Source organism: Flavobacterium kochi (assembly GCF_048286715.1).
Classification (GTDB): domain Bacteria; phylum Bacteroidota; class Bacteroidia; order Flavobacteriales; family Flavobacteriaceae; genus Flavobacterium.
Genome location: NZ_JBLVPW010000014.1, coordinates 28980 through 54389 on the forward strand (window position 1 = coordinate 28980; position 25410 = coordinate 54389).

A 25410-nucleotide genomic window follows, 5' to 3' on the forward strand; every position below is an offset into this window, starting at 1 on the left:
AAAAGATACTTCTTTTTTAAAGACAGAGTCTTTTAAAAAGAAGTTAATGTTAAATTTGCAAAGCTAACCTTCAACATTTGTAATGAATTTAAAAAAAACAATCCGGAAATTGCATCTTTGGTTAGGCTTGGCTTCAGGAATTATCATTTTTATAGTCGCTGTTACAGGTTGCATTTATGTTTTTGAAGAAGAAATAACAAGCTATACCCAACATGATTTTGATTACGTAAATCAGCAAAATTCAAGCCGTGTGCCGCTTGATGTTGTGATTGATTCTTTCAAGAAAAACCATGCTAAAAATAAGCTGCAATTCATTAAACAGAAAGAAAGTGATCCTAATGCGACAATTACTCTTGGAGACAAAAAAAATCAAGTAGCCTATAATCCTTACAACGGAAAGGAAGTGATGTCTCTCGATAGTAAAGATTCCTTTTTTGCCTTAATTTTAGAGATTCATCGCACTTTGCTTTTAGGTGATATTGGCGAAAATATAATCGGAATTTCAACTTTTGTGTTCCTTTTTATGTTGATTTCGGGTTTGGTTTTGTGGTTTCCAACCAATTTTAAAAAGCTGAAATCTTATTTTACCGTAAGTAACAAGTCTGCCAAAAGATTGAATTTTGATTTGCATAGAATTAGTGGCTTTTACGCTTCTTTCATTCTGGTTTTTATTGCGGGTACTGGTTTGTTTTTCTCGTATGATTTTGTGAAGGAGGCTACGTTTGCAGTTACCAACAGTAAACCCTATACCAAATGGGGGCCCGATTCGGGAATGCAAAAACCGACGGAAACGGACATTGCTACAATCTATGCACAAATACAGAAAGAGTATCCCAATTGCATAGAATCAAGTATTTACTATCCGAATGAAAGCGACGGTTCCATTCGTGTGAAATTGAAATACGCTTATGAATATATTCCAAAATATAATATATTTTTTGTGGATCAATTCTCTGGAGAAATATTGCAAACAGACTTAGATGAAAATGCATCAACGGCCGAGAAAGTTAAAAATTCAATTTTTGGGATTCACACGGGATCTGTTTTTGGAATTTTTGGTAAATTAATAGTCTTTTTTGCGGTTTTAATTGCTGCGAGTTTACCTATTACAGGTTTTGTGATGTGGCGCAGGAAGCAAAAAGTAAAATCGAAACATGTCAAATGATTTTATCCAAAATCAATAGCCAATGTCAATTTTGGATCGGATAATTCACTCGGCAATTAGGTTCGAACTCAAAAAAGGGAATCGATGCGAAAAAAAATGAAAAACAACTAAAAAAAAATATCTGATTTTAACAACAGAAGCATCATTAAAAAACTGTTTAGTTTACACTGGAATAGGGTGCTATACAGTTTCATTGGAATAGGTAATCAATCTACTTTTTTACGCAAATCAAACCTAGGGCACCGTTTGCAGCGTTTGTCTTCGCCTTTTTTGTATTTTTAGCAACATTTGGACTTGAGGTTTTCTGTAGCAGTACCATTTTTAAGGAACTTTTTTTTATCCTTATTCTTTCCCTTATTTTTATCCTTTTTACCCAATTTACAAAGAATTAAAATCAAGATAAAGATACGTAATTTTCAGGTGTTCTAAATGGTGTTTAGCTATTTAGTGCCCTTTGGATGTGGAGCCGTTTAAGGTTAATTGTTGCGCATCCCTGTCAAATAGATATAAACCACCTTTGTCATCCCCTATTAGGTTGATTTTGTCTAAAATAATTTTAGCTTGGGCTTCTTCTTCAATTTGTTCGGCTACGTACCATTGCAAAAAGTTGTGTGTGGCATAATCTTTTTCAGAAAACGCATGGGTAAAGTATTTCAATTGTCTCAAAAAAAATGCCCCATATAAAAAATACGAGGCTAATTTTTTAAAAGACCTTTCAGATTAAAAATCCTGCCTTAACGGCCTTTCAGATTTTTTATCCTGTCTTAGATAGTACAAATTTATAATTGTTATCATTAATTATCATTACTTATCGGTGAATTTTAACAAATAAAGACTCTATTTATACGTATTCTAAATAGCTTGTGATTTTTTACTTTCTTTTGATTACTATTTATCTTTAATTTAGATAATCTTCTATAATCTACAGCCTTTCAAATTCGCACAGCTGGGTTAAAGTTTTTTTCATACTTTTAGACAAACAGGTTTTGTCGTGATGTAATTGAACGACATATTGGCCATCACGAATAAAAAAGTCTCTTGTATTCATTGCAGTCCAAATAGTTATTTCATAAGTATTCACATCAACAAAATGATATTCTATTGCAACATTTAAAATATCGTCAACAACGTCCATTCTATTTTGGAGTACAATCCTAACCGATTTATTTGGTATAAACGGAGGAAAATTTATAATTGTACCATATTTAAGTGCATAATTAACCACATGATTAAAAGTATCATTTATAAGATTTTTTACATCTTCAATATCAATTCCTTCTCTCATACCATTCTCATCTCCGATATGTAACCGAATCATATAGTGTTGATCTGTCCAAACATCAGATCTAAATCCGTGTGTAGAGTCATATAAACGCTTGGCATTTTTCGAGCACTTGTTAGTTGAATATGTTTCTACATCAACTATTTGATCACCCTTGTCAACGGCAATTCTCGGTCTTTTTCCTTCTCTCATTTCAATTTTATAAAAAAACAATATTAAATAAAAAACCGAGACCAATTTCCTGTTAACCAATTTTTTATTCACATTAATAAGTATTCCTCGCAGTAATTAAAGTAAACTTTGTGTTGCGCTTTCCTATAAGGCGGTTTCATGCAAGTGGAGTTTTGGCGAAACTGAAAGTTCTTTTTGTATATTTGGTTTAGTGAAAACCAAAAATTAAAGCTAACTAATTTTCCACCTGCATATAGAAGGAACCTCAGACTGTCTAAAAATCTCTTATGGAGAATTAGATATTCGGCTCCTATCTTTGAAAAATCTCAAATAGACGATTCTCAGGAGCCAGATTTCGGTTATTAGACAGTTTGACGTTTAGCGGCAAACCATACAGACAAAATGCAATACGATGATTGAACCTTTAATTAGATATATCTCCTTCCTCTTTACCGTCTCTGATGCAGATATTAAACTATTGACAAATTTTTTTAAATATGAGAATTTTGCAAAAGGCTCCACTCTTGAAAAAGAAAATACTGTTGCCCAAAAACTTTATTTTATTAGAAATGGTTTTATTGGGACATTTTCTAACGAAGACGGCATAGAAATTACAACTCAAATTATAGGAGAAAATGATTTTATAACAAGCTTTAATAGCTTTGTTTCAGGAATTATTTCAAAAGAAAATATTAAATGTATTTCAGACTGCGATGTACTTTACATTACCAAATCAGACTATGATACATTAACCAAGGAAAGTGTAATTTGGAGTACTTTCTGTAAACAAGTATATGAAAAGGCAATAGCATTTAATTTGCTAAGAACTACTGACTTGTTAACACTTTCTGCTGAAAAGCGATATTTAAAATTGTTGGCAGAACGACCAGAAATAATTCAAAATGTACCGATACAATATATTGCTTCTTATATAGGAATTAAGCCAGAATCTTTAAGTAGAATTAGAAAAAAAATAGTTTCCTAACATTTATCAAGTAGTTTTATTTCTTTAAAACTGAATTTTGCACAGTATTCAAAAAAAATAAAAAATGCAAAAAATCATTCAGTTATCAATCTTCCCATTGGGTATGATAAATTGTTTCCTTATAAAAGGAGAAACAAAACATATATTGGTTGACACAGGTGTTCCTAACAGTGAGAAAAAAATCATTAAACAATTAAATAAACACAGTATCAAATTAGAAGATATTGGCTTAATAATCATAACACACGGACATATTGACCATTTTGGTAGTGCCAAAGAATTAAAAGAGCTATTGAAAGCACCAATTCTAGTGCATGACTTGGACAGGAAAGCTTTAGAAACAGGCAAAAGTATGTTTGAAACATTAAAACCTAACAATAAAATTTGGGATATTGTTCTTAAACCTAAATTAGTAAAAGATACCGCATCACCTTGTTTATCCGATATTGTATTAAAAGGAAACGAAGAATACCATTTGTCCAATTATGGCATTAATGGAAAAGTAATTCATACACCAGGACACACCCCAGGTTCTTTGTCTGTTATTCTCGAAGATGGAAATGCAATAATAATGGATTTAGCTTCATCAGGGATATTACTTGGTGGAATTGCATTTAACTCAAGAATGAAACACCCTCCTTTTCACGACAATTTAGAACAGGTAAGAAACAGTATTAATCATATACTCTCATTAAATACCGAAACGTTTTATCTTGGACACGGAAATCCAGTTTCCAGAAAATCTTTAATATATTATAGAGATAATATCTTGAAAATATAGACCATTAAATTAATGGATATTGACTTACAAAAATGGCAGCCGCTAATAAGTAACTTTACCCGAGAGGGAAGATTTATAAGTTTAGGAGGAGCTATGATGAAAATGATAGTTGGAAGAGTAAGAAACAATAAAAGATCCATTGAGGCATCTTTTATTGTTTATAGCGATACCGAATACTTATCAATTCAGGATTAAAACTTATCAATTCAGGATTATTTGAATTCATGCTAAAAAAGTAAGTCTCTATGCGTTCTATATTTGAGGTATGGGATGGTATGAAATAATAGGATTTATTATGGCTTGGTTTTTAGGCCTTTACCTGAGAGGGAAGATTTATGAGTTTAGGAGAGATTATTTTTATAATGGTAGTTGGAAGAATAAAGGAAGAAATAAATAATTTCGGTTAGAGATAAAATAAAAGATGCTGAGATGTCTTTTTTTTGCATAAGATTATTATCTTTAAAGTAATGAGAAAGACCATGAAGAATAGTAGTAACTGCAAACAACTGCTGGCTATGCAAAATGCCTTATCCGCTTTTTTGTTGTCAGTAGTAAAATTTGTAAAAATTTATTTATTTTTGGTAAGCGGATGTGAGAAGGCACTTCGCATAGCCAGCTTAACGTTACCCACAAGCTAAAAAAAACCAGCCGCACATTCAGGCACATTTGGTTTTTGCCGACACATCAGCCAACGCTGAAAAAACCAAAAGAGCCTGAATTTTCCCAACGCTCGACTGAAAACCGAAAATAATTGAAACTAAACTTGGAGACCACCCCCTGACCGACCCCATCTTTGTAGCGTAATTAATTTTAATCATTAAAAACGTAATACAATGAAACGACAAATTGAAGTATTTACAGCCGGTTGTCCGGTATGTGAACCTGTAGTAAAACTCGTAAAGGAAATGGCTTGTAGTTCTTGTGAAGTAACCATTTATAACCTTGCAGAGCAATGCGACTCAAAAGTTTGCGTTGACAAAATGAAGGAATATAATATTACTTCCTTGCCTGCCGTAGCTGTAAACGGAGAATTATTGTCCTGCTGCAAAGGCAATGAGGTAAGTAAAGAAGCGTTAGCTGCTGCTGGTATTGGACAGACAATTTAACAAAAGCCGCTACATTTGTTTAACAATACATTCCATATTCTCAAATAAGAGTCTGGAATGTATTTAATTGAATTATTATGCTACCAAAAGATTTGACACAAGACATTAAAACACGTTTGTCGACCATAAAAGGTCAGACAGAAGGACTTATTAAAATGTTAGACAATGAAGAGGATTTAGAAAAGATCATCATACAATTTAAATCCGTTAATAATGGTCTTGACAAAGCATATAATCTTATGCTCGATGAAGTTTATAGAAAAGCGCTTGCTATCAAAATTGTTGAAGCGGCTGATGCCTGTCCAGGAAATTGCGGTAATGAAGAAAAAATAGACTTTATTAAATCCCAATTTCCTAAATTTAAACTTGATGAAATTGTAAATAAATTTAAAGAGATAGCGAAAATTGCCGAAACACTTAAAGAACATAATGAAAAAAATACTTGAAAAAAAAATAGGAGACCACCCCTAACCCCATATTACCTTTGTCCTGTCTTTAAATTATTAACAACTAAAATTAGTACAATGAAAAAAAATGTAATTTTAATTTTGACCATTGCAACGTTTGCAATAGGAGGCACTCTTTACGCTTTTAATGCTAAAAGCGATTGCCCTTTAAAAGGAACAAAAGACTGTCCTGAATATCAAAATTGTCCTAAAAAAGGACAAGCGGATTGTCCTATTATTCAAAACTGTCCTGATAAAGGCAAGGCAGACTGTAAGTACACAAATGGCAAAGCCAGTTGTTGTGAAAAAAAATAATCAAAAAGGGAGTAATGCTCCCTTTTTAAATTCTTTTTTATTTTATGATAACATTGAATAAAGCAGTTGATAAAATTGCTACAGCTGGACTTTTTATTACAGCATTTTTTTCTCCTTGCTGTTTTCCCCTTTATGGTTTTCTATTATCTTTCTTAGGGCTCGGAACCGTTGAATTATTTGGTGGTTTAACTTGGTACTTCTTTATAGCGATGGTTTTGCTATCGCTTTTTGGACAGTACTGGTCGTATCGAAAGCACAAAAATATTCTTCCTTTGTTGATAGCTCTTTTGAGCGCAACAATAATTCTCACCTCTTACTATTTTTTATTTTCTATTGTGATTATTTATACTGGAATGTTTGGTTTACTTATCGCAACAATATTTAATCACTTCGCAAAACGAAAAGCAAGATCCTGTCCTAATTGCGCTCCTATCTTGACTAAAAAATCTCTTGTTTTCCAATGTACTATTAGTTGCCCAAATTGCGGTTACAGCAAAAAAGAAATAATGCCTCATGAGGCCTGTGAATTTTTTTATGAATGTGAAAACTGTAAAACAGTTTTAAAACCAAGGCAGGGAGATTGTTGCGTTTATTGTAGTTACGGAACGGTAAAATGTCCATCTATGCAATTGTGAAAAAGTTGTAATCATAAACTAAACATACATTGTCGCCAGAATATAACTACCATGGCAAAGAAAGAAAGAAATGAAATTGAAATAAAAAAATACAAAACAAACAATGGATAATTTACAGAATAAAGAGCGACAGTATTTACTTTATACATTATCGGCTGCAACATTTATAATTTTTTTTCAATTATACATGGTAGCGCCATTGATACCTAGCCTTTCAACGTTTTTTAAAACTTCTGAACAAACTGTTGGTTTAACAGTAACAGCATATCTTATTCCTTATGGTATATCAACACTTTTCTATGGATTGCTTGCAGATAAATTAGGGACGAAAGGGATTATAATTACTTCACTATTTGCCTTTTCTGTATTGACGGCCTTAACTGCATTTTCACAATCAATAAATCAATTGATCATTTGGCGTTTTATTACTGGAATTGGCGCTAGTGGTGTCGTGCCTCTTTCATTGGCATGGATAGGACAAAGTTATTCTTTTGAAGAAAGAGGACGGTCGCTTGGATGGCTTTTTGGAGCAATGGCTGGTGGCGGAGCATTTGGCTCATCATTAGGAGTAATACTTGAGCCATTTGTTGGGTGGAAAATGTTGTTCATTGGGGTATCAATAATAGCCGCAATTATAGGTGTAATATTATATAATATTTACCAAAAAATACAAATTCCTAAACGAACAAAACTTCAGTTGACATTGCCTATAGTTTTTAATGGATATAAACAATTATTATCATCACAAAGAGGTATAATAGCATATGTTTTTGTATTCTTTAATGCAATTTTTCATGCGGGTGTTTTTACATGGTTAGGTTTTTACTTTCAAAAAACATTCAATTTAAATGGTTTAGAAATTGGGTTGGCACTGTTAGGTTATGGTATACCAGGATTTTTGTTAGGACCTTACATAGGTAAATTAGCTGATAAATATGGGAGATGGAAATTATTGCCTTTTGGATTAGCTTTAAGCGGATTGTCTGCTATTTTACTTGTATTTAATATACCATTAGGTATTGCTGTATTAGCTGTAACCTTTTTATCAATGGGTTATGATTTAACACAACCACTACTTGCAGGAATCATTACACAAGTAGGGAAAGAAAGAAGTGGACAAGCAATGAGTTTAAATGTATTTATGCTTTTTTTAGGGTTTGGTTTAGGAAGTTATTTATTTGGTTTGTTACTTAATTTTGGTTTAATCCAAGCTTTAATTATTTTTTCAATATTTCAGTTAGCGTTATCATTATTAGGTTTCATTTTATTTAAAAATGAAAGGAAAAAAATTACTTCAATTTAGACTTAATAATTGTGAGCAAATAAAAAAGGATGTTTGTCTTTTATAGACTGCACCCAAAAAGACACTATTTGGGGGCAGTTCATTTTACAACAAACATCCTTTTTTAATATTTTATGGAAATTTAGTTTTCTACTTTTTCTTTGTATTGTTCAACTGAAAATAATTTGTCTAATTCGGTATTATCAGACAACTGCACTTTTAACATCCAACCATTTTCGAAAGGGTCGGTGTTTAGTAAAGTTGGTTCGTTGTTGAGGTCGTTGTTTATTTCTAACACTTTGCCGGAAACAGGCATAAATGAATAAGTCACTAACAGACAAAGACTACATCAATTGCCAACAAAATAAAATTATTGTTTGTACATTTGCGACGATGAAAGGATGCATTAAAATAGTACTTCTAATTCTGATATCGTGTTGCTATGTCAACACCGTATTTGAATTTTCGGATACCGAGGAGAAGGCTAATTTTGAAAATGAAAGTCACGCCTATATTCAACAATTTAGTAACCAAATCTGTGCAAACAGTGTAACACAAAGTATTCCGCATTGCGACATTAATTGTGATACACCAATCCAATTCCATTTAAGTGCAATTCTACCTGCATCTAAATGCAATTCATTCTACAAAAGCTCTTTCTTTCCAAAACGGGATAAGCTTTTTATTCTGTATTCTTCTTACTTGATTTGATGATTTTCTGATTTAACGTTTTCGGCAATTGCTACGCAGTTGTCAATTTTACTATTTCAGAACAATTCTATTTAAATCCAAAATGAAAAAAATAATATTCATTCTTTTGCTATTTCCAATTTTAGCAACCGCCCAAAACACTTTTAAAGCAATCATCAAAGATGAAAAAACAAAAGAAGCACTCGATAGCGTTTCTGTATTTCTAAAAGGAACTCAAAACGGTTCCACTTCTGACGAAAAAGGTTTTGTAGTAATTGAAAACATTCCCAACGGTAAACAAACCATTGTTTTCAGTTCTTTTGGTTACCGAAAAATTGAAAGAAACATTTTATTTCCTCAAAATGAAACCATTGTAATATTTCTTGAACCAACATCGGAAGAATTGGAAGAAGTTAAAGTTACTTCAACAAGAAGTAGCCGAACAATAAAAAACACTCCGACTCGGATCGAAGCGATTGCAGCGGGCGAATTAGACGAAAAATCCTCGATGCAACCGGGGAATATCAAAATGTTGCTTACCGAAAGCACGGGAATTCAAACGCAACAAACTTCCCAAGTTTCGGGAAGTGCAAGTATCCGCATTCAAGGATTAGACGGGAAATATACGCAACTTTTACAAGACGGATTTCCATTGTATTCAGGTTTTGCAAGTGGTTTGAGTATCTTGCAAATTCCTCCTTTGAATTTAAAACGCGTAGAAGTAATCAAAGGTTCCACTTCAACACTTTATGGCGGCGGAGCCATTGCGGGATTGATAAACTTGATTACAAAAGAACCAACTGACACAAGAGAAATTTCATTTTTGGCAAACATAAATCAAACGCAAGCGTTGGATTTAAGCGGTTTTTATGCTGAAAAATACAAGAAATCAGGACTTACAATTTATGCTTCAAGTAATTCCCAAAAAGCATACGATGTAAATAATGACGGTTTTTCAGATATACCAAAATTCGAAAGATATACCATAAGTCCAAAATTTTTCTATTATCCAAATGAAAAAACAACATTTAGCTTAGGTGTTAACGCAGGATTTGAAAAACGGATAGGTGGAGATATGGAAGTGATTGATAATAATACAGATGCTACACATACGTTTTTTGAGCGAAATAACAGTAACCGATATTCGACACAAGCAAAATTTGAAAAAACATTTGACAATAAAAATATATTGACAATTAAAAATAGCGTTGGATATTTTAACCGAAAAATAGAAAAACAAACTTATAATTTTGAAGGGCAACAAGTAGCCACTTTTACAGAAGCCAATTATCTGATTCCAAACGAAAAATCAGAATGGAATTTGGGAGCGAATTTAGTTTCGGATAATTTCAAACAAATTAATTTAGTCGCCGACAAATTAGATTATTACAATGCTGCCTTTGGTATTTTTGCTCAAAACAATCTGAACATAACCGAAAAATTTATTTTGGAAAGCGGTTTACGTTTAGACATTACAAACAGAAGCAATGTTTTTGTTTTGCCTCGTTTGTCATTATTGTATAAAATCAACGAAAAATTATCTTCACGATTTGGCGGTGGTTTAGGTTACAAATCACCAACCATTTTCTCGGAAGAAACCGAAGAAAAAGCATTTCAAAATATAAATTCATTTGACTTTTCAAAAGTCAATCCTGAAAAATCGTATGGATTAAATGCTGATGTCAATTACAAAACTACCATTTTTGACGAGGTAAGTTTTGCCATTAACCAAATGTTTTTTTACACCATTATCAAAAACCCTTTGGTTCTTAATCCGGTTCCGCTGACAGTAAATTATGCCTTTGAAAATGCCAACGGAAATATAGAAACCAAAGGTTTTGAAACAAACGTAAAACTCCGTTTTGAATACATTTATTGTTACATTGGTTACACTTACATTGATGCTCAGAAAAATTTCGATAATAATTCAACCGTAAATCCATTAACCGCAAAACATAGGATAAACGCAAACGTAATGTATGAATGGGAAGAAAAATTGCGAATCGCTTATGAGGTTTTTTATGTTGGAAATCAATATTTGACAAACAACGAAAAAGTTAGGGATTATTGGGTTATGGGGGTTTCAGGAGAATACAAATTCAAGTATTTTAGCTTATTCTTGAACCTTGAAAACTTTTTGGACAGTCGACAATCGAAATGGGAAAATATGTATTCGGGAACAATTCAGAATCCACAATTTAGAGAAGTTTATACGCCAACAGACGGATTTATATTGAACGGTGGAATTAAAATTAAGCTGTAAAAAAAATAAATGAAAACAATAATAATAACACGAACCGTCTGGATATTATCCATAGTCAGTTTGTTTACCGATACGGCAAGCGAAATGCTTTACCCAATAATGCCAATTTATTTAAAAACAATCGGATTTTCTATTGTATTAATCGGTGTTTTGGAAGGTTTTGCAGAAGCTTTGGCAGGTTTAAGCAAAGGATATTTCGGACAATTATCGGACAATTCCGGAAAACGTGTTCCGTTTGTTCAACTCGGTTATGCTTTAAGCACTATTTCAAAAACCAATGATGGCAGTTTTTATTTTTCCACTTTGGATTTTCTTTGCACGAGCTATTGACCGCTTCGGGAAAGGGATTCGCACAGGTGCAAGAGATGCTATTTTATCGGATGAGGCAACATCAGAGAACAAAGGAAAAATCTTTGGTTTTCATCGATCAATGGATACTTTTGGGGCAGTTCTAGGACCCGCAATAGCATTAGTGTATCTATACTTTTATCCACAGGATTACAAAACACTTTTTTATGTCGCTTTTATTCCTGGGCTACTTGCGGTTTTGGCTTCCTTTTTTTTGAAAGACAAAACTAAAGCCCATCCAATAGAAAGCAAACCGACACCTTTGTTCTCCTTTCTAAATTATTGGAAAACAAGTCCGTTACAGTATCGAAAATTAGTAATCGGGTTGCTGGCATTTACATTATTCAATAGTTCAGATATTTTCTTGTTACTAAAAGCAAAACAGGCAGGGCTAACTGATACGGCAGTAATTGGGGTTTATAATTTTTACAATTTGGTTTATGCGCTTTGCGCATTTCCAATAGGAATTTTTGCAGACAAAATAGGATTAAAGAAAATGTTTCTATTTGGACTTTTTTTATTTTCAATCGTATATTTTGGGATGGCTTTCAGTACTAATATTTATGCTATTGCAATGCTGTTCTTTATTTATGGAGTTTATGCAGCAGCTACTGAGGGGATTTCCAAAGCTTGGATTAGTAATATTTCCGACAGAAAAGATACTGCAACAGCAATCGGAACCTATTCAGGTTTTCAAAGTATTTGTACAATGTTAGCGAGTTCATTAGCAGGCTTAATTTGGTATCAATTTGGTGCAAATGTCACATTTATAATTACTGGAATAGCAACAATTTTTATTAACATTTACTTCTCATTTTTTGTGGAAGCTAAACCACTATGGACTGAAAGTCCATAGTGGTTTAGTTTTGTGGATTTTGCAAAATAATGAACATTGTATCACTATTGAAAGAAGGTAACCATTAACAGCAAAGGTTTCGTTGCGTACGTAGCACGAACAATGAAACCTGAGTTGAACGGAACGGTTAAGAGTCGGCTTCTATAGAGTTACAGACAGGTTTTGAAGAGATTATCAAGAGGCAAATGTGCCTCTTTTTTTGCTCTTAGTAAGAATCTATCAAATCCGCTATAAAGCCTATCAATTCAGGCGTAACTGACTTTATGATGAAAGAGTAGCTTACCATCCGTTCTATCTTTGAGGAATGGAATGTATGAAATAATCGGGATTGTTGTAGTGTGGTTTGTGGGACTTTCACTGAGAGGGAACATTTATAAGCAATTGAGGGAGAGGTATTATAATGGGAGTTGGAAGAAAATAAAACAGGAAGATACCGAGGTCTTTTTAGAATATTCCTATTTATGTGAATTAATCTCTTTTAGCATACGTTCAAGTTTTGCTTGCTGCTGTTTTGCTTTTTCATTATATTCCTTTTGCCTTCTTTCGAAAGTGACTTTATTCATGTTAAGTTGTTTGTCTATTCGGACGAGTTCTTTCTCCAAAGCGAGAGTTTCTTTATGATTATAAATCAAAAGAGCCAATAGTAATGTGATACTAAGGAAATAAAAACGATATTCCAATAGTGAGTATTTTAGTGTTTCAATTGTTCTTGCTAGCATATGATACCATTTTAAAATATTCTTTTGAAAAGAAGATAGACTAAGATAAATGTACTACAAATTACCAAGAAAAGTTATTCCAAACTAAATTTTGTGTTTTTTCAGATTGTACATTGAAGTATATAGTCACTAAGTAAAAATATAAATCAGTCCATTAAAGATGGGTGTCTACTGCATATAGTAGATCTTCTGTTACTCCAATAGATTCATTTTGATTCCAGTTTATAATAATTACACACAAATATCTTATTGTCAATATATTATGTTTTAAATATATTATTTATGATTATCTTTATGTGATATAAATTATCATGAAAACTAGATTTGTTTTTAAAAATATATTATTCAAAAATGAAAATAAACTACAAAATAAGACAGCTACCCAAGTCGTAAGTTAGGATGAGATTTTCTCACTTACTTTATACAATGGATTATCTTGAAAATGGGACAACTTATTTAATTTCGTTTAATTCTCAACAAAATATAACATTAAATTTAAATCTTATGGAAATCAATTGGTTTATATTATCGATAGTCTTTATTGGTGCTATTGTATTAATTGTTATACTAATAAAGCAAAATTGGAAAGATGAAAAGAAAATTGAAAAGGAATTAAACTACTTTAAAAAACCAGATGAAGTAGAGTTAAATGATGAGAAGGACATGTAATACTTGTATAAAGCATTGCAATATCAATACTTATAATATAACTTTAGAATAAAAAACAGACAGTCAGTTTATTCTAAAATTTTCACCCACCTTTAAAATCAAATTACAGTGGTCAATTTCACTATTCTTCTATTAAGATTGCTTTAAAAAAAATCAACAACATTGAATTTTGGCTCTTAAGTTATCCCAGACATATCTTGTTTTTGGTATGCATAAAAACAGATGCAGAAGTGCAATGAGAATAGCGCCAGGCAAAAGATTAGCAATTATTGCATTAAATATTTGATAGTTTTGATATTGATCGATATTAGGCAAAACGGCTATTTCACCATTTTTAATATTCAGCTTAATGGACAGATAAACTGCAATTGAAGCAAAATGAAATCCATTGACAAATAGATGAAGTATATATTCCCAGCGAGGGAGTCCACCCATAAATTCTCTGCTGTCTTTTTCTATAAAAGCATCAACTGCCATCACAAGGATATCAAAAGCTACAATTGTCAAACCAATCGTAAAACTTGTAACGCAATCTTGTTTTAAGAAGACAAAGTATAGAATTACAGGAAAGAATACTGCTCTTATGGTATGTGTATAATGTTCTGCTTTACTTTCCGATTGATTGTGAAGCTTATACCTGAAAATATGTAGATAAAATCCGTCATAGAAAGCCAAAACCGAAAATAATATTAGTAAAATAGATGTAATGATAATCGCTGTCTCCATTTGTTTTTGAGTTTAATATGAAACAAAAGTAATGGACAGCTATTATATGTGTAAGGACAAATGTCCTCAAATGTTATTGTGTAATTTCTTTTCTAATCCGGCTGAGTGTTCTGCGGGTTACACCAAGATAAGTGGCAATGTCATTTATGGATGCTTTGTTTAAAATAGACGGCTGTTCTTTGAGCAAACGCAAATACTTCTCTTTTGCTGTTTCATTGCATAGAACACTCGCATACTGTTCCATTACAATATATTGTCTTTCAGCTATTGTTCTGCCAATATTCTGCCAAACCACGCTTTGCTGATATAGTTTCTGTAGATCGGCATAGTCAATAACTAAAAGCTCAGCATCTTCAATAGCCTGGATAGCAAGTTCTGAATGTTGCTGTAAAATGAAACTTTTATATGAAGTAGTCAAGTTATTCTCAATGCAAAAACAAGACGTTACCTCCTCGGCATTTTGGTTTAAATAATAAGTTCTAAGCGTTCCTTTCTTTATAAAAGCAACTTGTTGGCATATTTTTCCGGGTAATACAAAATAGCTATTTTTAGCTAAATGCTGACTCTTAAAATACCCAATCGTATTTTCAAAGTCAGCATCACTAATATAGGTAATTGTACGCAAAAACGTTTTTAAACTTTCCATAGCAGATTTTATATGGACAAAGTTAATATGCTTTTCTTAACATTTGCGCATAACTGTTTGGCAAATCACTTTCTTCAATGGCTTTAGCCGCTTTTTCAATATCATATCTCACTCGGATAAATTCTACCTGGATACCCTTTTTTTTTGAGAAATTACTGTTTTTATTGATGGTCATTACCGCATAACAGCATTTTGGATTTCCATCTTTGGGCTTACCCACAGATCCCACATTAACAGCGTGAAAATAACTCCCTAATTTATCAGGATTTTCCAATACCCGATGATAAGGTTTATGAGAATGTCCGCAAATAATGATATCAGCTCCACAGTCAAGGAACATATTAGTGAAGTCTTTTTCGTTTTTATCTTCAAGTAAGTATTCCTTATTGCTGTATGGACTGCCATGCACCATTAATACCATAATCAGCTTATTAATTACCTGATATTCCAATTTTATATGTGCAGGCAGAGCTGAAAGATACTCTATTTGCTCTTTACCAACTATTTGATACGCATAACTTTCAGAATCTTTTGATCCCTTATTATTTATATCCACAGCTTTTACGTCATGATTTCCAGCTAAAGTAGGGATATGCCTCTTACGGATTTCATTGATTACCGCATTTGGCCATAAATTATAACCTACCAAATCCCCTAAACAATAAACAGCATCAATATTCTGGTGTTCTATGCTTTTTAATGTTTCTTCCAATGCAGGAAAATTGGCATGAATATCTGATATTATAGCAACTCTCATCGGTTATATTCCTTTTCTTAAACTTTCAGCATAAGCATTTGGCAATGGGCTGTCTTCAACAGCTTTTGCAGCTTTTTCGACATCATATTCAAAGCGAATAAATTCTGTCGAGATGCTATTCTTATCTTTGACAGAGCTGTTTTCATTTATGGTTAGCATTACGTAGCCACCTCTTGGATCACCATCTTTCGGCTTTCCTACAGAGCCAATATTAATGGCATGTCTGAAGTGATCATCTTCGTCCTTGCCATCATTCATTACTCTATGATAAGGCTTATGAGTATGTCCAAAGCACATAATGTCAGCATCAGCATTTCCCATAATACGTAACATGCTTTTTTCATCCCGATCTTCAAAAAGATATTCATTAATTTTTCTTGGACTTCCATGTACAAGCAACAGGTTGAGCTTGTCATTATTGAGTTGGAATTCTAATTTAATATGAGCTGGAAGTGAGCGCAGGTAAAGCCTCTCCTTATCCTTCACAAGTGAATTTGTAAACGATATTGAAATTGCACCATTGGCTTTTTCATCATCTGTTTTGTATGCGCAGCCACAATCATTACTGGTTCTTCCGATACCAAAATCATAGTTTCCTGCTATGGTTGGAATACCTCTTTTTCTTATCTCATTGATAACCTCGTTTGGCCAGATATTGTATCCAACCAAATCTCCTAAACAATAAACCGCATCTGGTTTTGTTATTTCTATATCTTTAAAAAAAGCTTCCAAAGCTGGAAGGTTTGCGTGGATATCGCTAAATAAAGCTATTCTCATAATTTATTTGTTTTAAATTTTTACTGACTTTAAAAAAAATTATGCTTTTATAGTATAGTATTTCCTTCTAAACCAAAAAGCAACATTTACTAATGCAATAAGTGCTGGCACTTCAACTAATGGCCCAATTACACCTGCAAAGGCTTGACCACTATTAATACCAAAAACTCCGATGGCAACTGCAATGGCTAATTCAAAATTGTTTCCAGTTGCTGTAAATGCTATAGCGGTTGATTTCGAATAATCGGCACCAAAGTATTTTCCAACGAAGAAACTAATCACAAACATTAGTGTAAAATATATTACTAAAGGAATGGCTATTCGTACAACATCCATCGGTATTTGAATAATCAATTCGCCTTTCAGACTGAACATTAATATGATGGTAAATAGTAATGCTATAAGCGTGATTGGTGAGATAAAAGGAACATATTTGGTTTGAAACCATTCCTCGCCTTTGAGTTTGATAAGACCGTAACGGCTGATTATTCCCAGTGCAAAAGGAATTCCTAAGTAAATACCCACGCTTTCGGCAATTTGACCTATACTGATGTTTACATTGAAACCGGTATAACCGAAGTATGGCGGTAAAATCGTTATAAAAACATAAGCATAAACACTATAAAGGAATACCTGAAAAATACTGTTTAGAGCGATTAATCCTGCTGCATATTCTCTATTTCCGTCGGCTAGATCATTCCACACGACTACCATTGCGATACAACGTGCTAATCCAATCAGGATTACTCCAATCATATATTCAGGATATCCATTAAGGAACAATAATGCCAAAGAAAACATTAATATTGGGCCAACAATCCAATTTAGAAATAATGAAGCACCCAACACTTTTGTATTTTTGAATACTTCGCCCATTTGTTCGTATTTTACTTTGGCTAATGGTGGATACATCATCAGGATTAATCCGATGGCTAAAGGAATATTAGTTGTACCACTTGAAAAAGAATTGATAAACCCGCTACTGGACGGAATGAAATAGCCTATTGAAACTCCAATTGCCATTGCCAAGAATATCCAAAGGGTTAAAAAACGATCTAGAAAACCTAATTTTTTACGTTCTACTACTGGTGCACAATTATTTGCTGACATACTTATTTTTTAATTTGTAAAAAAACATAAAACATTTCGGTTGCTATTTGAAAACTTCTCTCTTCGTATTTTTCTGCTTGCTGTGGTGTATTGTCAAATGCTTTTGGATCTTCAAAAGTAATTGGAATACGTTTTTCAGCTCCGGCAATAAAAGGACATCCCCCATCGGCTTGTGAACAGGTCATAATGGCAACAAATTCATCTTGCGGATTAAAATTGTCATCATACGTTTTAGAAAAACCAATAACTGGATGCTCATTCTCAGCATATTTTATAGTATATATTGGATTACTTCCTTCAGCAATAGTTTTTATTTCAAATCCTTGCTTTGCAAGTGTTTTAGATACCATAGGGAACATCGCTGTCGCTTCTGTACCGCCAGAATAGCAAAACACATTTTTTATATCATAATATGCAGCAGCTGTTTGTGCCCAGACTTGAGACAAATGGCTTCTTCTTGAATTATGAGTGCAAATTAAGTTTAGTCTTATTTCCTGCTTATTGGCAGCTTTACTTTGTATATAATCGACAAGCGGCTGCAAAATAATTCTACGTTCTGCAGTAATGCTTTCGAAATTAAAAGTATTGATTACAGCTGCAATCTCAGGAAAAACGTTTGTTTTAGTTAAGATCATTTTATATCAGTTTTTATAGTTTAAAATTAGCAGCAGCTTCCACCGGGAGTGCAGCAGCTGACTTCATTATTCATATCGGATAATCTCACTTTCGGCTTTTCTGATGGAATGCCACATTGGTCTTGAGCCAAACAGGCAGTCTTTTTGTCTAGTAAAACAAAATCGTTTCCATTGAAATCCAAATCGTATTTACCAATGGTTTGTGCCTGATATTCCACTTCGATTTCAAAATCTTCTATTCCCAGCACTTTCTCCGATAGCTCAATAATGTTGAGTAATTTTTGAGGCTTCAATCGATGTTCAAAATCGTTGGCATCCCATAACTGGAAGTTAACCACAGTTTCTTTTCGAACAGTTCCTCCGCAATCAATAAAGTTTTTGGTAATTAAACCCACTTCGGTTACGTGAAAATGTTCTGGCACTGAAGTTCCGTCAGCCAAGATGAAGTTTACAGCTTCAACCGACTTCAAAATGTTTTTTACTTGTGATAGTTTCATAGCGTTTTTATTTAAAAATTTAACAACAGTCGTTTTTCTTTTTATCTAAATGTTTTGTGATGTCTTGGAAAAAACCTTTTATTAATTCAAAACCCGGTTCGTTGATACAATAACAAATTGAATTTCCTTCTAAGTTTCCTTTGATTATTCCAGCATTTTTCAGCTCTTTTAAGTGTTGTGAAACCGTAGGCTGTGCCAGTGGCAGCTCATTTACAATATCACCACAAATACAACTATCTACTTTGAGTAAATACTCAATAATGGCTATACGTGCGGGATGCCCGAGTGCTTTGGCTAAAATGGCCAACTCATTTTGCTTATCTGTAAAGCTGTCTGTTTTTGTTGCTCCCATAGTATTATATTTATATTGCAATATTACGATGTATTTGATTTTAAAAAAAATATTATTTCAAAACTTAACAATTTATTAATAACCGTATTCTTTTTTCCATAATTCATTCAATTCACAAGATGATAATTTTTGTTGATTAGCAAGAATACCTAGGCTATAAACTTATTTAGGCTTAATTCCTTGTTTTAGTTTTGCACCAAATGCTTTTCCATCTATATGCATAGCAATCAATTTCTCCCATATTCAAGACTCTATTTTTCAATGGAATTGATGGGTACAATACAAAATAAAAATGCCAATTAAAGCCTTTTCCCGTCAAATAATGCCTTAAGAATCTTCAATACTATCCATCTCTTTATTTTTATTCCTGCTTTCTAATGAAGTAAATTTACAATCATCTTATAAAAACAATTATGGTAGCAGAAAATAAAATATCCTATTACTCACTGAGATTAAAGGAATTACTCAACACGAGTTTTCCGGAGCTATCCGGAAATAAAGAATTTATTGACAGACGTGGCCGAATAGCAGCAAAATCATATAATGATGCCTTTATGGCTGGCAATACAATTGAACAATGCAATGAGATTGCCCAGTATATATTGTTTAAAGGATTACACTTTTCAAAATTTGATACAGTGTTTCAAGTTGTATGCAATGAGTTTGATACGTTGATGGTAGATGAAGAACTCCTCCCCTTTGCTCTGAAGATGATGCCTGTTTGCAAAGCTGTCTTTGCTGGATATAAACTATCCGATGATTTTGCTGACAGTCCCGAATTTGACTTGCTCTATACTGAACTGGTAGGAACCATTCAAATCTGGATCGAGCAAAATGGCCTTCAGTAAAAAAGAACATCTTAAACACAATATCGAAGCGTTACGAACTGCTTTTCGCTTAGAACAAGAGAAACGCCAAGCTACCGAAACCGAACGACAGCAAATGATGCTTTACAGTGGTTTTGGTGGCCTTAAATTTGTGCTCAATCCTGTTGATACGCCCGGCGGCATCGGGAAATGGGTAAAATCCGAACAGGATTTATTTTCCCATACCCAAGAGCTTCACCAACTCTTACGTGAAAACGCTGCAGATGAAAAGCAATACCGCCAATATGTGGATAGCATGAGAAGCTCTGTATTGACGGCTTTTTACACCCCGCCTCCCGTAATTGAAGCCATAGTAGACTCGATAAAGGGAAACGGAATAAGTATCCGACGATTTTTAGAACCATCGGCAGGAATAGGGGCATTTATTGACGCCTTTAAAAATGATGGGGTATCACAAATAACAGCATACGAAAAGGAGTTGCTTACAGGCAAAGTATTAAAACAACTCAATCCAGATAGCAGCATCCGCATTACGGGATTTGAAGAAATCCCGGATAGAGAGAAAGAAAGTTATGACGTAATTGCCAGCAATATTCCATTTGGTGACACCTCCATATTTGACCTTTCTTATATACGCAGCAAAAATCTGGCTCGCGTACAAGCTGCCCGAAGCATTCACAATTATTTCTTTTTAAAGGGAGTAGATATGCTTCGTGATGGTGGAATATTGGCATTTATTACCTCACAGGGAGTTCTTAACAGTACCAAAAATGGAGCAATACGTCAGGCTTTGATGCAAAACTGCAACCTGATCTCAGCCATACGCTTGCCAAATAACCTCTTTACGGATTATGCCGGAACTGAAGTGGGAAGTGACTTGATAATCTTGCAAAAGAACACTGGGAAGCAAGGGTTATCCGAACTGGAAAATCGTTTCTGCCAAACCTATATAACCTCGGATAACACCATCAATAATACACTATTTGAAAATCTGCAACGTGTCGTGCATACCTCTTTGCACAAAGGTACCGATATATACGGGAAGCCCACGTGGATCTATGAGCATCAGGACGGTATAAAAGGCATAGCCAGAGACCTCAAAGAGATACTTACTGCCGACTTTGCTATCCGTTTTGATATTGGATTGTACAACGGGCAACATAACATGGATACTACATTGCATATTCCGGATGAGCCAAAGCTTATGCCTACTGTGGCAGAAGAACAAACAATAAAACAGAGACAACAGGATTCATTTACCCCAAAAAAAAGCAATGTCAATGATGTTCAGTTGAGCTTGTTTGACCTTTTTGAAAATGAAGTACAAACCGTGGCCACAGCCAGTCCTGTCAAAACCAAAAAGCCAACTTCCCAAAGGAAAAAGGCAATAAATGGCCATCAGGGAAATTTGTTCAGCGGAGCGCAGCAGCTCTACACGCCACTGGCTTCCACTACTCCTCACAATCGCAATAAACAGGCTTTGATTGGGGATTTATTTTCAGGTACGAACGGTAACGGTCAAAATCAAGCAACTCCGGTAATCAATGAAATTCCAGCTCCCACTATTTATACGGGAAAAATCCAGCCATTCCACCGTAAAGAATGCCTTGTTATTGATAAAGGCCATATTGGTTATCTAAAAGACTTCGATAACGACAACAGGCAGGCAATATTCCTTCCCCTACACTTAACGCCAATCCAAAAAGCAAGAGCTGAGGCTTATGTTTCCATAAGAGATGTCTATTTTGACTTATACCAGAAAGAAACTGAAAAGCAGACCGAACATAAGGAAGAAAGAGAAACATTCAACCGTTTGTATGGCGCTTTTGTCAAAAGATTTGGAAGCCTGAACAGCGCCGAGAACATCCAGCTTATCAAAACCGATAGTGCAGGAAACGAAATCCCTTATCTGGAACGCGTGGTTGGCGGTGTGGTTCACAAATCGGATATCTTCCACCACCCAGTTAGTTTTTCCGTTAGTACGCTATCCACCGATAATCCTGATGAGGCATTAGCGGCATCACTCAACAAGTATGGGACTGTGAATTTGGATTATATGTCGCAAATCAGCGAATTATCAGTTGATAATCTGAAAGAGACCCTGAAAGGACGCATTTTTTATAACCCTTTAGAAAAAGCATATGAAATATCAGAGCGATGGATTTCAGGAAATGTGGTGGAAAAAACCCAGACAATAAAGGACTATTTAGAATTAAACCCTGAAGATCTGCAAGCCAGAGATAGTCTGTCCGCTCTGCAGCAAGCTGTTCCGAGACGCATTGAATTTGAAGAACTGGATTTTAATTTAGGCGAGCGCTGGATACCCACGGGTATTTACAACCATTTTGCTTCTCATTTGTTTGATACCGCTGTACGGATCTATTACACGGAGAATACGGATGACTTTTCAATTAATTGTGATACCAAAAATATCCATATAACGGAGAAGTATGCTATAAAATCTCAAAGCCGGTCTTATGACGGAATTACGTTGCTTAAACATGGCTTGGTCAATACCACACCGGACATTACCAAAAAAGTAATGCATGGCGACCAGGAAATAAAGGTGCGTGATATGGAAGCCATCCAGATGGCTAATACTAAGATTGATGAAATCCGTAAAGCATTTTCTGAATGGCTCTTTGCTCAAAACGATGAATTTAAGAAACGTCTCACCGATAAATACAATGACACCTTTAACTGTTTTGTCCGTCCACAATATGACGGCAGCCATCAGGACTTTCCTGGCCTGGACAGAAAAGCTTTGGGCATAGAAGATTTGTATTCCAGCCAGAAGGATGCGGTATGGATGATCAAACTAAACGGAGGAGCAATATGCGATCATGAAGTTGGCGCGGGAAAAACACTCATTATGTGTATTGCCGCACAGGAAATGAAACGCTTGGGATTGGCGCATAAACCGATGATTATTGGACTAAAAGCCAATGTTCACGAAATAGCCGAAAATTACCGCATAGCGTATCCGCATGCTAAAATATTATATCCGGGGAAAGAAGATTTTACACCTCAAAAACGTCTGCGTATTTTCGGAGAGATTAAAAACAACAATTGGGATTGTATTATCCTGACCCATGACCAATTCGGGATGATTCCACAATCACCGGAAATGCAAAAAGAGATATTACAGACGGAACTGGATAGTGTCGAAGAAAACCTTGAGGCATTGCAATCACAGGGAAAAGAAATATCACGCGCAATGCTCAAGGGAGTCATCATACGAAAACAAAATCTGGAAGTCAAACTCAAAATACTTCAGCATGATATTGAAAATCGCAAGGATGATATAGTCGATTTTAAGATGATGGGCATTGACCATTTGTTGGTGGATGAAAGCCATCGTTTCAAAAACCTGATGTTCAATACCCGCCATGACCGTGTTGCGGGACTCGGTAATATGCAGGGAAGCCAAAAGGCATTGAACCTGCTATTTGCCATTCGCACCATACAGGAACGAAGCGGAAAAGATTTAGGCGCTACTTTTCTTTCCGGGACCACCATCAGCAATTCACTAACCGAACTTTATTTATTGTTTAAATATCTGCGCCCACAGGCATTGGAAAAACAAGGTATTAACTGTTTCGATGCATGGGCAGCTATTTATGCACGAAAAACTACGGACTATGAATTCTCAGTAGCAAATAATATTGTTCAGAAAGAACGCTTCCGATATTTTATCAAAGTACCCGAACTGGCTCAGTTTTACACAGAGATTACAGATTACCGGACGGCAAAAGATATTGGTATCGATCGTCCACAGAAAAATGAAATACTGCATAATATTCCACCAACCCCACAGCAGGAGATATTCATCCAAAAATTGATGGAGTTTGCCAAAACGGGTGATGCTACACTATTGGGAAGAGCAAAGCTGTCTGCCTCCGAAGAAAAAGCAAAAATGTTAATCGCTACCGACTATGCCCGTAAGATGTCGTTAGACATGCGTATGATTAGTCAGAAATACGATGACCACCCGGATAGTAAAGCCTCCCATTGCGCGGCAAAGCTGGCAGCATATTACAATCGTTTTAATGCACAAAAAGGAACCCAGTTTGTATTCTCTGATTTAGGCACCTACAAACCGGTTGAGTGGAATGTGTACTCGGAAATCAAACGCAAGCTGGTGGAGGATCATGGGATTCCTGCACATGAAATACGCTTTATCCAGGAGGCAAAAACCGACAAGATGCGCAAGGAGTTCATAAGCTCCATGAACGAAGGAAAAATCAGGATACTATTCGGATCAACCGATATGCTGGGAACGGGAGTCAATGCCCAGAAACGTGCGGTTGCCGTACATCATTTAGACACGCCCTGGAGACCGAGTGATCTGGCGCAGAGGGACGGCAGAGCCATCCGTAAAGGCAATGAGATTGCCAAATATTTTGCAGATAACAAAGTAGACGTTATCATTTATGCAGTTGAGAAATCGTTGGACAGTTATAAGTTTAACCTGTTGCACAATAAACAATTATTTATAGATCAGCTCAAAAACAATAGTCTCGGTAAGCGTACCATTGACGAAGGCGGTATGGATGAAAAATCGGGAATGAATTTCTCAGAATATGTTGCCATTCTTTCCGGCAATACCGATTTGTTGGAGAAAGCCAAGTTAGAAAAAAAGATTACTTCTTTGGAAAGCGAAAGACAGGCGTTCACGCGTTCCAAGTCTATGTCAAGATATAAGCTGGAAAATAGTATGGCAACCCTTGAATCTGCAAAATCCCTAATGGAGCGAATGTCCATCGATTGGCAGAATATTGAAAAACGCATCCAAAAAAATAAGGACGGCACAGTATTGAATCCGGTCCAACTCATTGGATTACCTGGGGATGCGGATATAAAACAGATTGGTCAAAAACTCAGCCTGCTTGCTGATAAAGCACATACAGAGGGACAGTATGAGGAAATCGGTATATTGTATGGATTTACACTTTTGGTAAAAACAGAGGTTTCGCAAAAAGAAGGGATTACTATCAGGGATAATCGCTTCTTCATAAAGGGAGAAGGCAATATCAAATACACCCATAACAATGGACAGATGGCGACCGATCCTAAACTGGCATCGATGAACTTTTTAAATGCACTGGAGAAACTACCGGGATTGATCCAACTGGAACAGAAGAAAATAAGTGAGATTGAAAAAGACATCCCTGTCCTTGAAGAAGTAGTAAGCACTGTATGGACTAAAGAAAATGCATTGGGGGAATTAAAAAACGAATTGGCAGCACTGGAAAGGGAAATACAACTATCAATTACTCCGGAACAACCAGTACAAGGCTCCGAACAAAAACCGCAAGAAGATCAAACATCACAGACTCTTCAGAAACTGAAAATCTCCTGATTGCAGTT

Annotated in this window: 25 protein-coding genes and 2 pseudogenes; 15 read left to right on the plus strand and 12 right to left on the minus strand. The window is 34.7% G+C overall.

Annotated elements, in window-relative coordinates; genetic code table 11:
* The first annotated feature begins 82 nt into the window (after positions 1-82).
* Positions 83-1165: a PepSY-associated TM helix domain-containing protein gene (locus ACNQGH_RS13270; RefSeq protein ID WP_417956494.1), complete on the plus strand. Its 1083-nt coding sequence runs from the start codon at positions 83-85 to the stop codon at positions 1163-1165.
* Between the two features lie 444 nt (positions 1166-1609).
* Here ACNQGH_RS13270 and ACNQGH_RS13275 read toward each other — a convergent pair.
* A pseudogene (locus ACNQGH_RS13275) lies at positions 1610-1801 on the minus strand (ferritin-like domain-containing protein); the annotation flags it as partial.
* Between the two features lie 286 nt (positions 1802-2087).
* The gene (locus tag ACNQGH_RS13280; protein ID WP_417956495.1) at positions 2088-2639 is read right to left on the minus strand and encodes a hypothetical protein; all 552 of its coding nucleotides are present in this window, start codon (positions 2637-2639) and stop codon (positions 2088-2090) included.
* Between the two features lie 391 nt (positions 2640-3030).
* Between ACNQGH_RS13280 and ACNQGH_RS13285 the strand changes: the two genes are divergently transcribed.
* The 8 genes and pseudogenes from ACNQGH_RS13285 (at position 3031) to ACNQGH_RS13320 (ending at position 8189) form a co-directional block, all read left to right on the plus strand.
* The gene (locus ACNQGH_RS13285) at positions 3031-3603 is read left to right on the plus strand and encodes a Crp/Fnr family transcriptional regulator (protein ID WP_417956496.1); all 573 of its coding nucleotides are present in this window, start codon (positions 3031-3033) and stop codon (positions 3601-3603) included.
* Positions 3604-3667: 64 nt separating this feature from the next.
* Positions 3668-4384 (plus strand): MBL fold metallo-hydrolase, encoded by a 717-nt coding sequence (locus tag ACNQGH_RS13290; protein ID WP_417956497.1) that lies wholly within the window; start codon positions 3668-3670, stop codon positions 4382-4384.
* An 833-nt stretch (positions 4385-5217) separates the two neighbouring features.
* Complete coding sequence (locus ACNQGH_RS13295; protein ID WP_417956498.1) at positions 5218-5490, plus strand: thioredoxin family protein; 273 nt, start codon at positions 5218-5220, stop codon at positions 5488-5490.
* A 77-nt stretch (positions 5491-5567) separates the two neighbouring features.
* On the plus strand, positions 5568-5936 hold the full coding sequence (locus ACNQGH_RS13300; protein WP_417956499.1) for a metal-sensitive transcriptional regulator: 369 nt from the start codon (positions 5568-5570) through the stop codon (positions 5934-5936).
* Positions 5937-6014: 78 nt separating this feature from the next.
* On the plus strand, positions 6015-6251 hold the full coding sequence (locus ACNQGH_RS13305) for a hypothetical protein (RefSeq protein ID WP_417956500.1): 237 nt from the start codon (positions 6015-6017) through the stop codon (positions 6249-6251).
* Positions 6252-6295: 44 nt separating this feature from the next.
* Positions 6296-6628, plus strand: a pseudogene (locus tag ACNQGH_RS13310) (MerC domain-containing protein); the annotation flags it as partial.
* A 57-nt stretch (positions 6629-6685) separates the two neighbouring features.
* Positions 6686-6886, plus strand: a complete 201-nt coding sequence (locus tag ACNQGH_RS13315; protein WP_417956605.1) for a GDCCVxC domain-containing (seleno)protein — start codon at positions 6686-6688, stop codon at positions 6884-6886.
* A 103-nt stretch (positions 6887-6989) separates the two neighbouring features.
* A complete protein-coding gene (locus tag ACNQGH_RS13320; RefSeq protein WP_417956501.1) occupies positions 6990-8189 on the plus strand; it encodes an MFS transporter in 1200 nt (399 codons plus the stop codon).
* Between the two features lie 121 nt (positions 8190-8310).
* On the opposite strand, the gene ACNQGH_RS13325 is transcribed toward ACNQGH_RS13320, so the two are convergent.
* The gene (locus ACNQGH_RS13325) at positions 8311-8484 is read right to left on the minus strand and encodes a glycine cleavage system protein H (RefSeq protein WP_417956502.1); all 174 of its coding nucleotides are present in this window, start codon (positions 8482-8484) and stop codon (positions 8311-8313) included.
* 477 nt (positions 8485-8961) lie between these two features.
* Here ACNQGH_RS13325 and ACNQGH_RS13330 point away from each other — a divergent pair, with 477 nt between their 5' ends.
* The 3 genes from ACNQGH_RS13330 to ACNQGH_RS13340 are packed head-to-tail and all read left to right on the plus strand — an operon-like array spanning position 8962 to position 12325.
* Entirely contained in the window at positions 8962-11121 is a 2160-nt protein-coding gene (locus ACNQGH_RS13330) for a TonB-dependent receptor (protein ID WP_417956503.1), read from the plus strand.
* A gap of 9 nt (positions 11122-11130) precedes the next feature.
* Entirely contained in the window at positions 11131-11451 is a 321-nt protein-coding gene (locus ACNQGH_RS13335) for an MFS transporter (protein WP_417956504.1), read from the plus strand.
* Positions 11399-12325, plus strand: coding sequence for an MFS transporter (locus ACNQGH_RS13340; protein ID WP_417956505.1), 927 nt, complete (start codon positions 11399-11401; stop codon positions 12323-12325). Before ACNQGH_RS13335 ends, ACNQGH_RS13340 begins: the two co-directional genes overlap by 53 nt.
* Positions 12326-12780: 455 nt before the next feature.
* Here ACNQGH_RS13340 and ACNQGH_RS13345 read toward each other — a convergent pair whose 3' ends face one another.
* Positions 12781-13044, minus strand: a complete 264-nt coding sequence (locus ACNQGH_RS13345) for a hypothetical protein (protein WP_417956506.1) — start codon at positions 13042-13044, stop codon at positions 12781-12783.
* A 426-nt stretch (positions 13045-13470) separates the two neighbouring features.
* On the opposite strand from ACNQGH_RS13345, the gene ACNQGH_RS13350 reads away from it, so the two are divergent.
* Positions 13471-13713: a hypothetical protein gene (locus ACNQGH_RS13350; protein WP_417956507.1), complete on the plus strand. Its 243-nt coding sequence runs from the start codon at positions 13471-13473 to the stop codon at positions 13711-13713.
* A gap of 153 nt (positions 13714-13866) precedes the next feature.
* Here the strand turns inward: ACNQGH_RS13350 and ACNQGH_RS13355 are convergent, their stop codons facing one another.
* The 8 genes from ACNQGH_RS13355 to ACNQGH_RS13390 all read right to left on the minus strand — a co-directional run bounded on the left by ACNQGH_RS13355 (position 13867) and on the right by ACNQGH_RS13390 (position 19213).
* Complete coding sequence (locus tag ACNQGH_RS13355; protein ID WP_417956508.1) at positions 13867-14439, minus strand: hypothetical protein; 573 nt, start codon at positions 14437-14439, stop codon at positions 13867-13869.
* A 73-nt stretch (positions 14440-14512) separates the two neighbouring features.
* Positions 14513-15085, minus strand: coding sequence for a Crp/Fnr family transcriptional regulator (locus ACNQGH_RS13360; protein WP_417956509.1), 573 nt, complete (start codon positions 15083-15085; stop codon positions 14513-14515).
* 22 nt (positions 15086-15107) lie between these two features.
* On the minus strand, positions 15108-15842 hold the full coding sequence (locus tag ACNQGH_RS13365; RefSeq protein ID WP_417956510.1) for a metallophosphoesterase family protein: 735 nt from the start codon (positions 15840-15842) through the stop codon (positions 15108-15110).
* 3 nt (positions 15843-15845) lie between these two features.
* Entirely contained in the window at positions 15846-16619 is a 774-nt protein-coding gene (locus tag ACNQGH_RS13370) for a metallophosphoesterase family protein (RefSeq protein WP_417956511.1), read from the minus strand.
* A gap of 39 nt (positions 16620-16658) precedes the next feature.
* Entirely contained in the window at positions 16659-17729 is a 1071-nt protein-coding gene (gene arsB, locus ACNQGH_RS13375) for an ACR3 family arsenite efflux transporter (RefSeq protein ID WP_417956512.1), read from the minus strand.
* Positions 17730-17731: 2 nt separating this feature from the next.
* Entirely contained in the window at positions 17732-18364 is a 633-nt protein-coding gene (locus ACNQGH_RS13380) for an arsenate-mycothiol transferase ArsC (protein ID WP_417956513.1), read from the minus strand.
* Between the two features lie 26 nt (positions 18365-18390).
* Positions 18391-18861 (minus strand): DUF6428 family protein, encoded by a 471-nt coding sequence (locus ACNQGH_RS13385; protein ID WP_417956514.1) that lies wholly within the window; start codon positions 18859-18861, stop codon positions 18391-18393.
* Between the two features lie 19 nt (positions 18862-18880).
* Positions 18881-19213: an ArsR/SmtB family transcription factor gene (locus ACNQGH_RS13390; protein WP_417956515.1), complete on the minus strand. Its 333-nt coding sequence runs from the start codon at positions 19211-19213 to the stop codon at positions 18881-18883.
* Positions 19214-19623: 410 nt separating this feature from the next.
* Between ACNQGH_RS13390 and ACNQGH_RS13395 the strand changes: the two genes are divergently transcribed.
* Positions 19624-20061, plus strand: a complete 438-nt coding sequence (locus tag ACNQGH_RS13395; protein WP_417956606.1) for a DUF1896 domain-containing protein — start codon at positions 19624-19626, stop codon at positions 20059-20061.
* Positions 20048-25402 carry an N-6 DNA methylase gene (locus ACNQGH_RS13400; protein WP_417956516.1) on the plus strand — a complete coding sequence of 1785 codons (5355 nt, stop codon included), beginning with the start codon at positions 20048-20050 and terminating at the stop codon, positions 25400-25402. The genes ACNQGH_RS13395 and ACNQGH_RS13400 overlap by 14 nt, the downstream gene beginning before the upstream one ends.
* Positions 25403-25410: the final 8 nt, after the last annotated feature.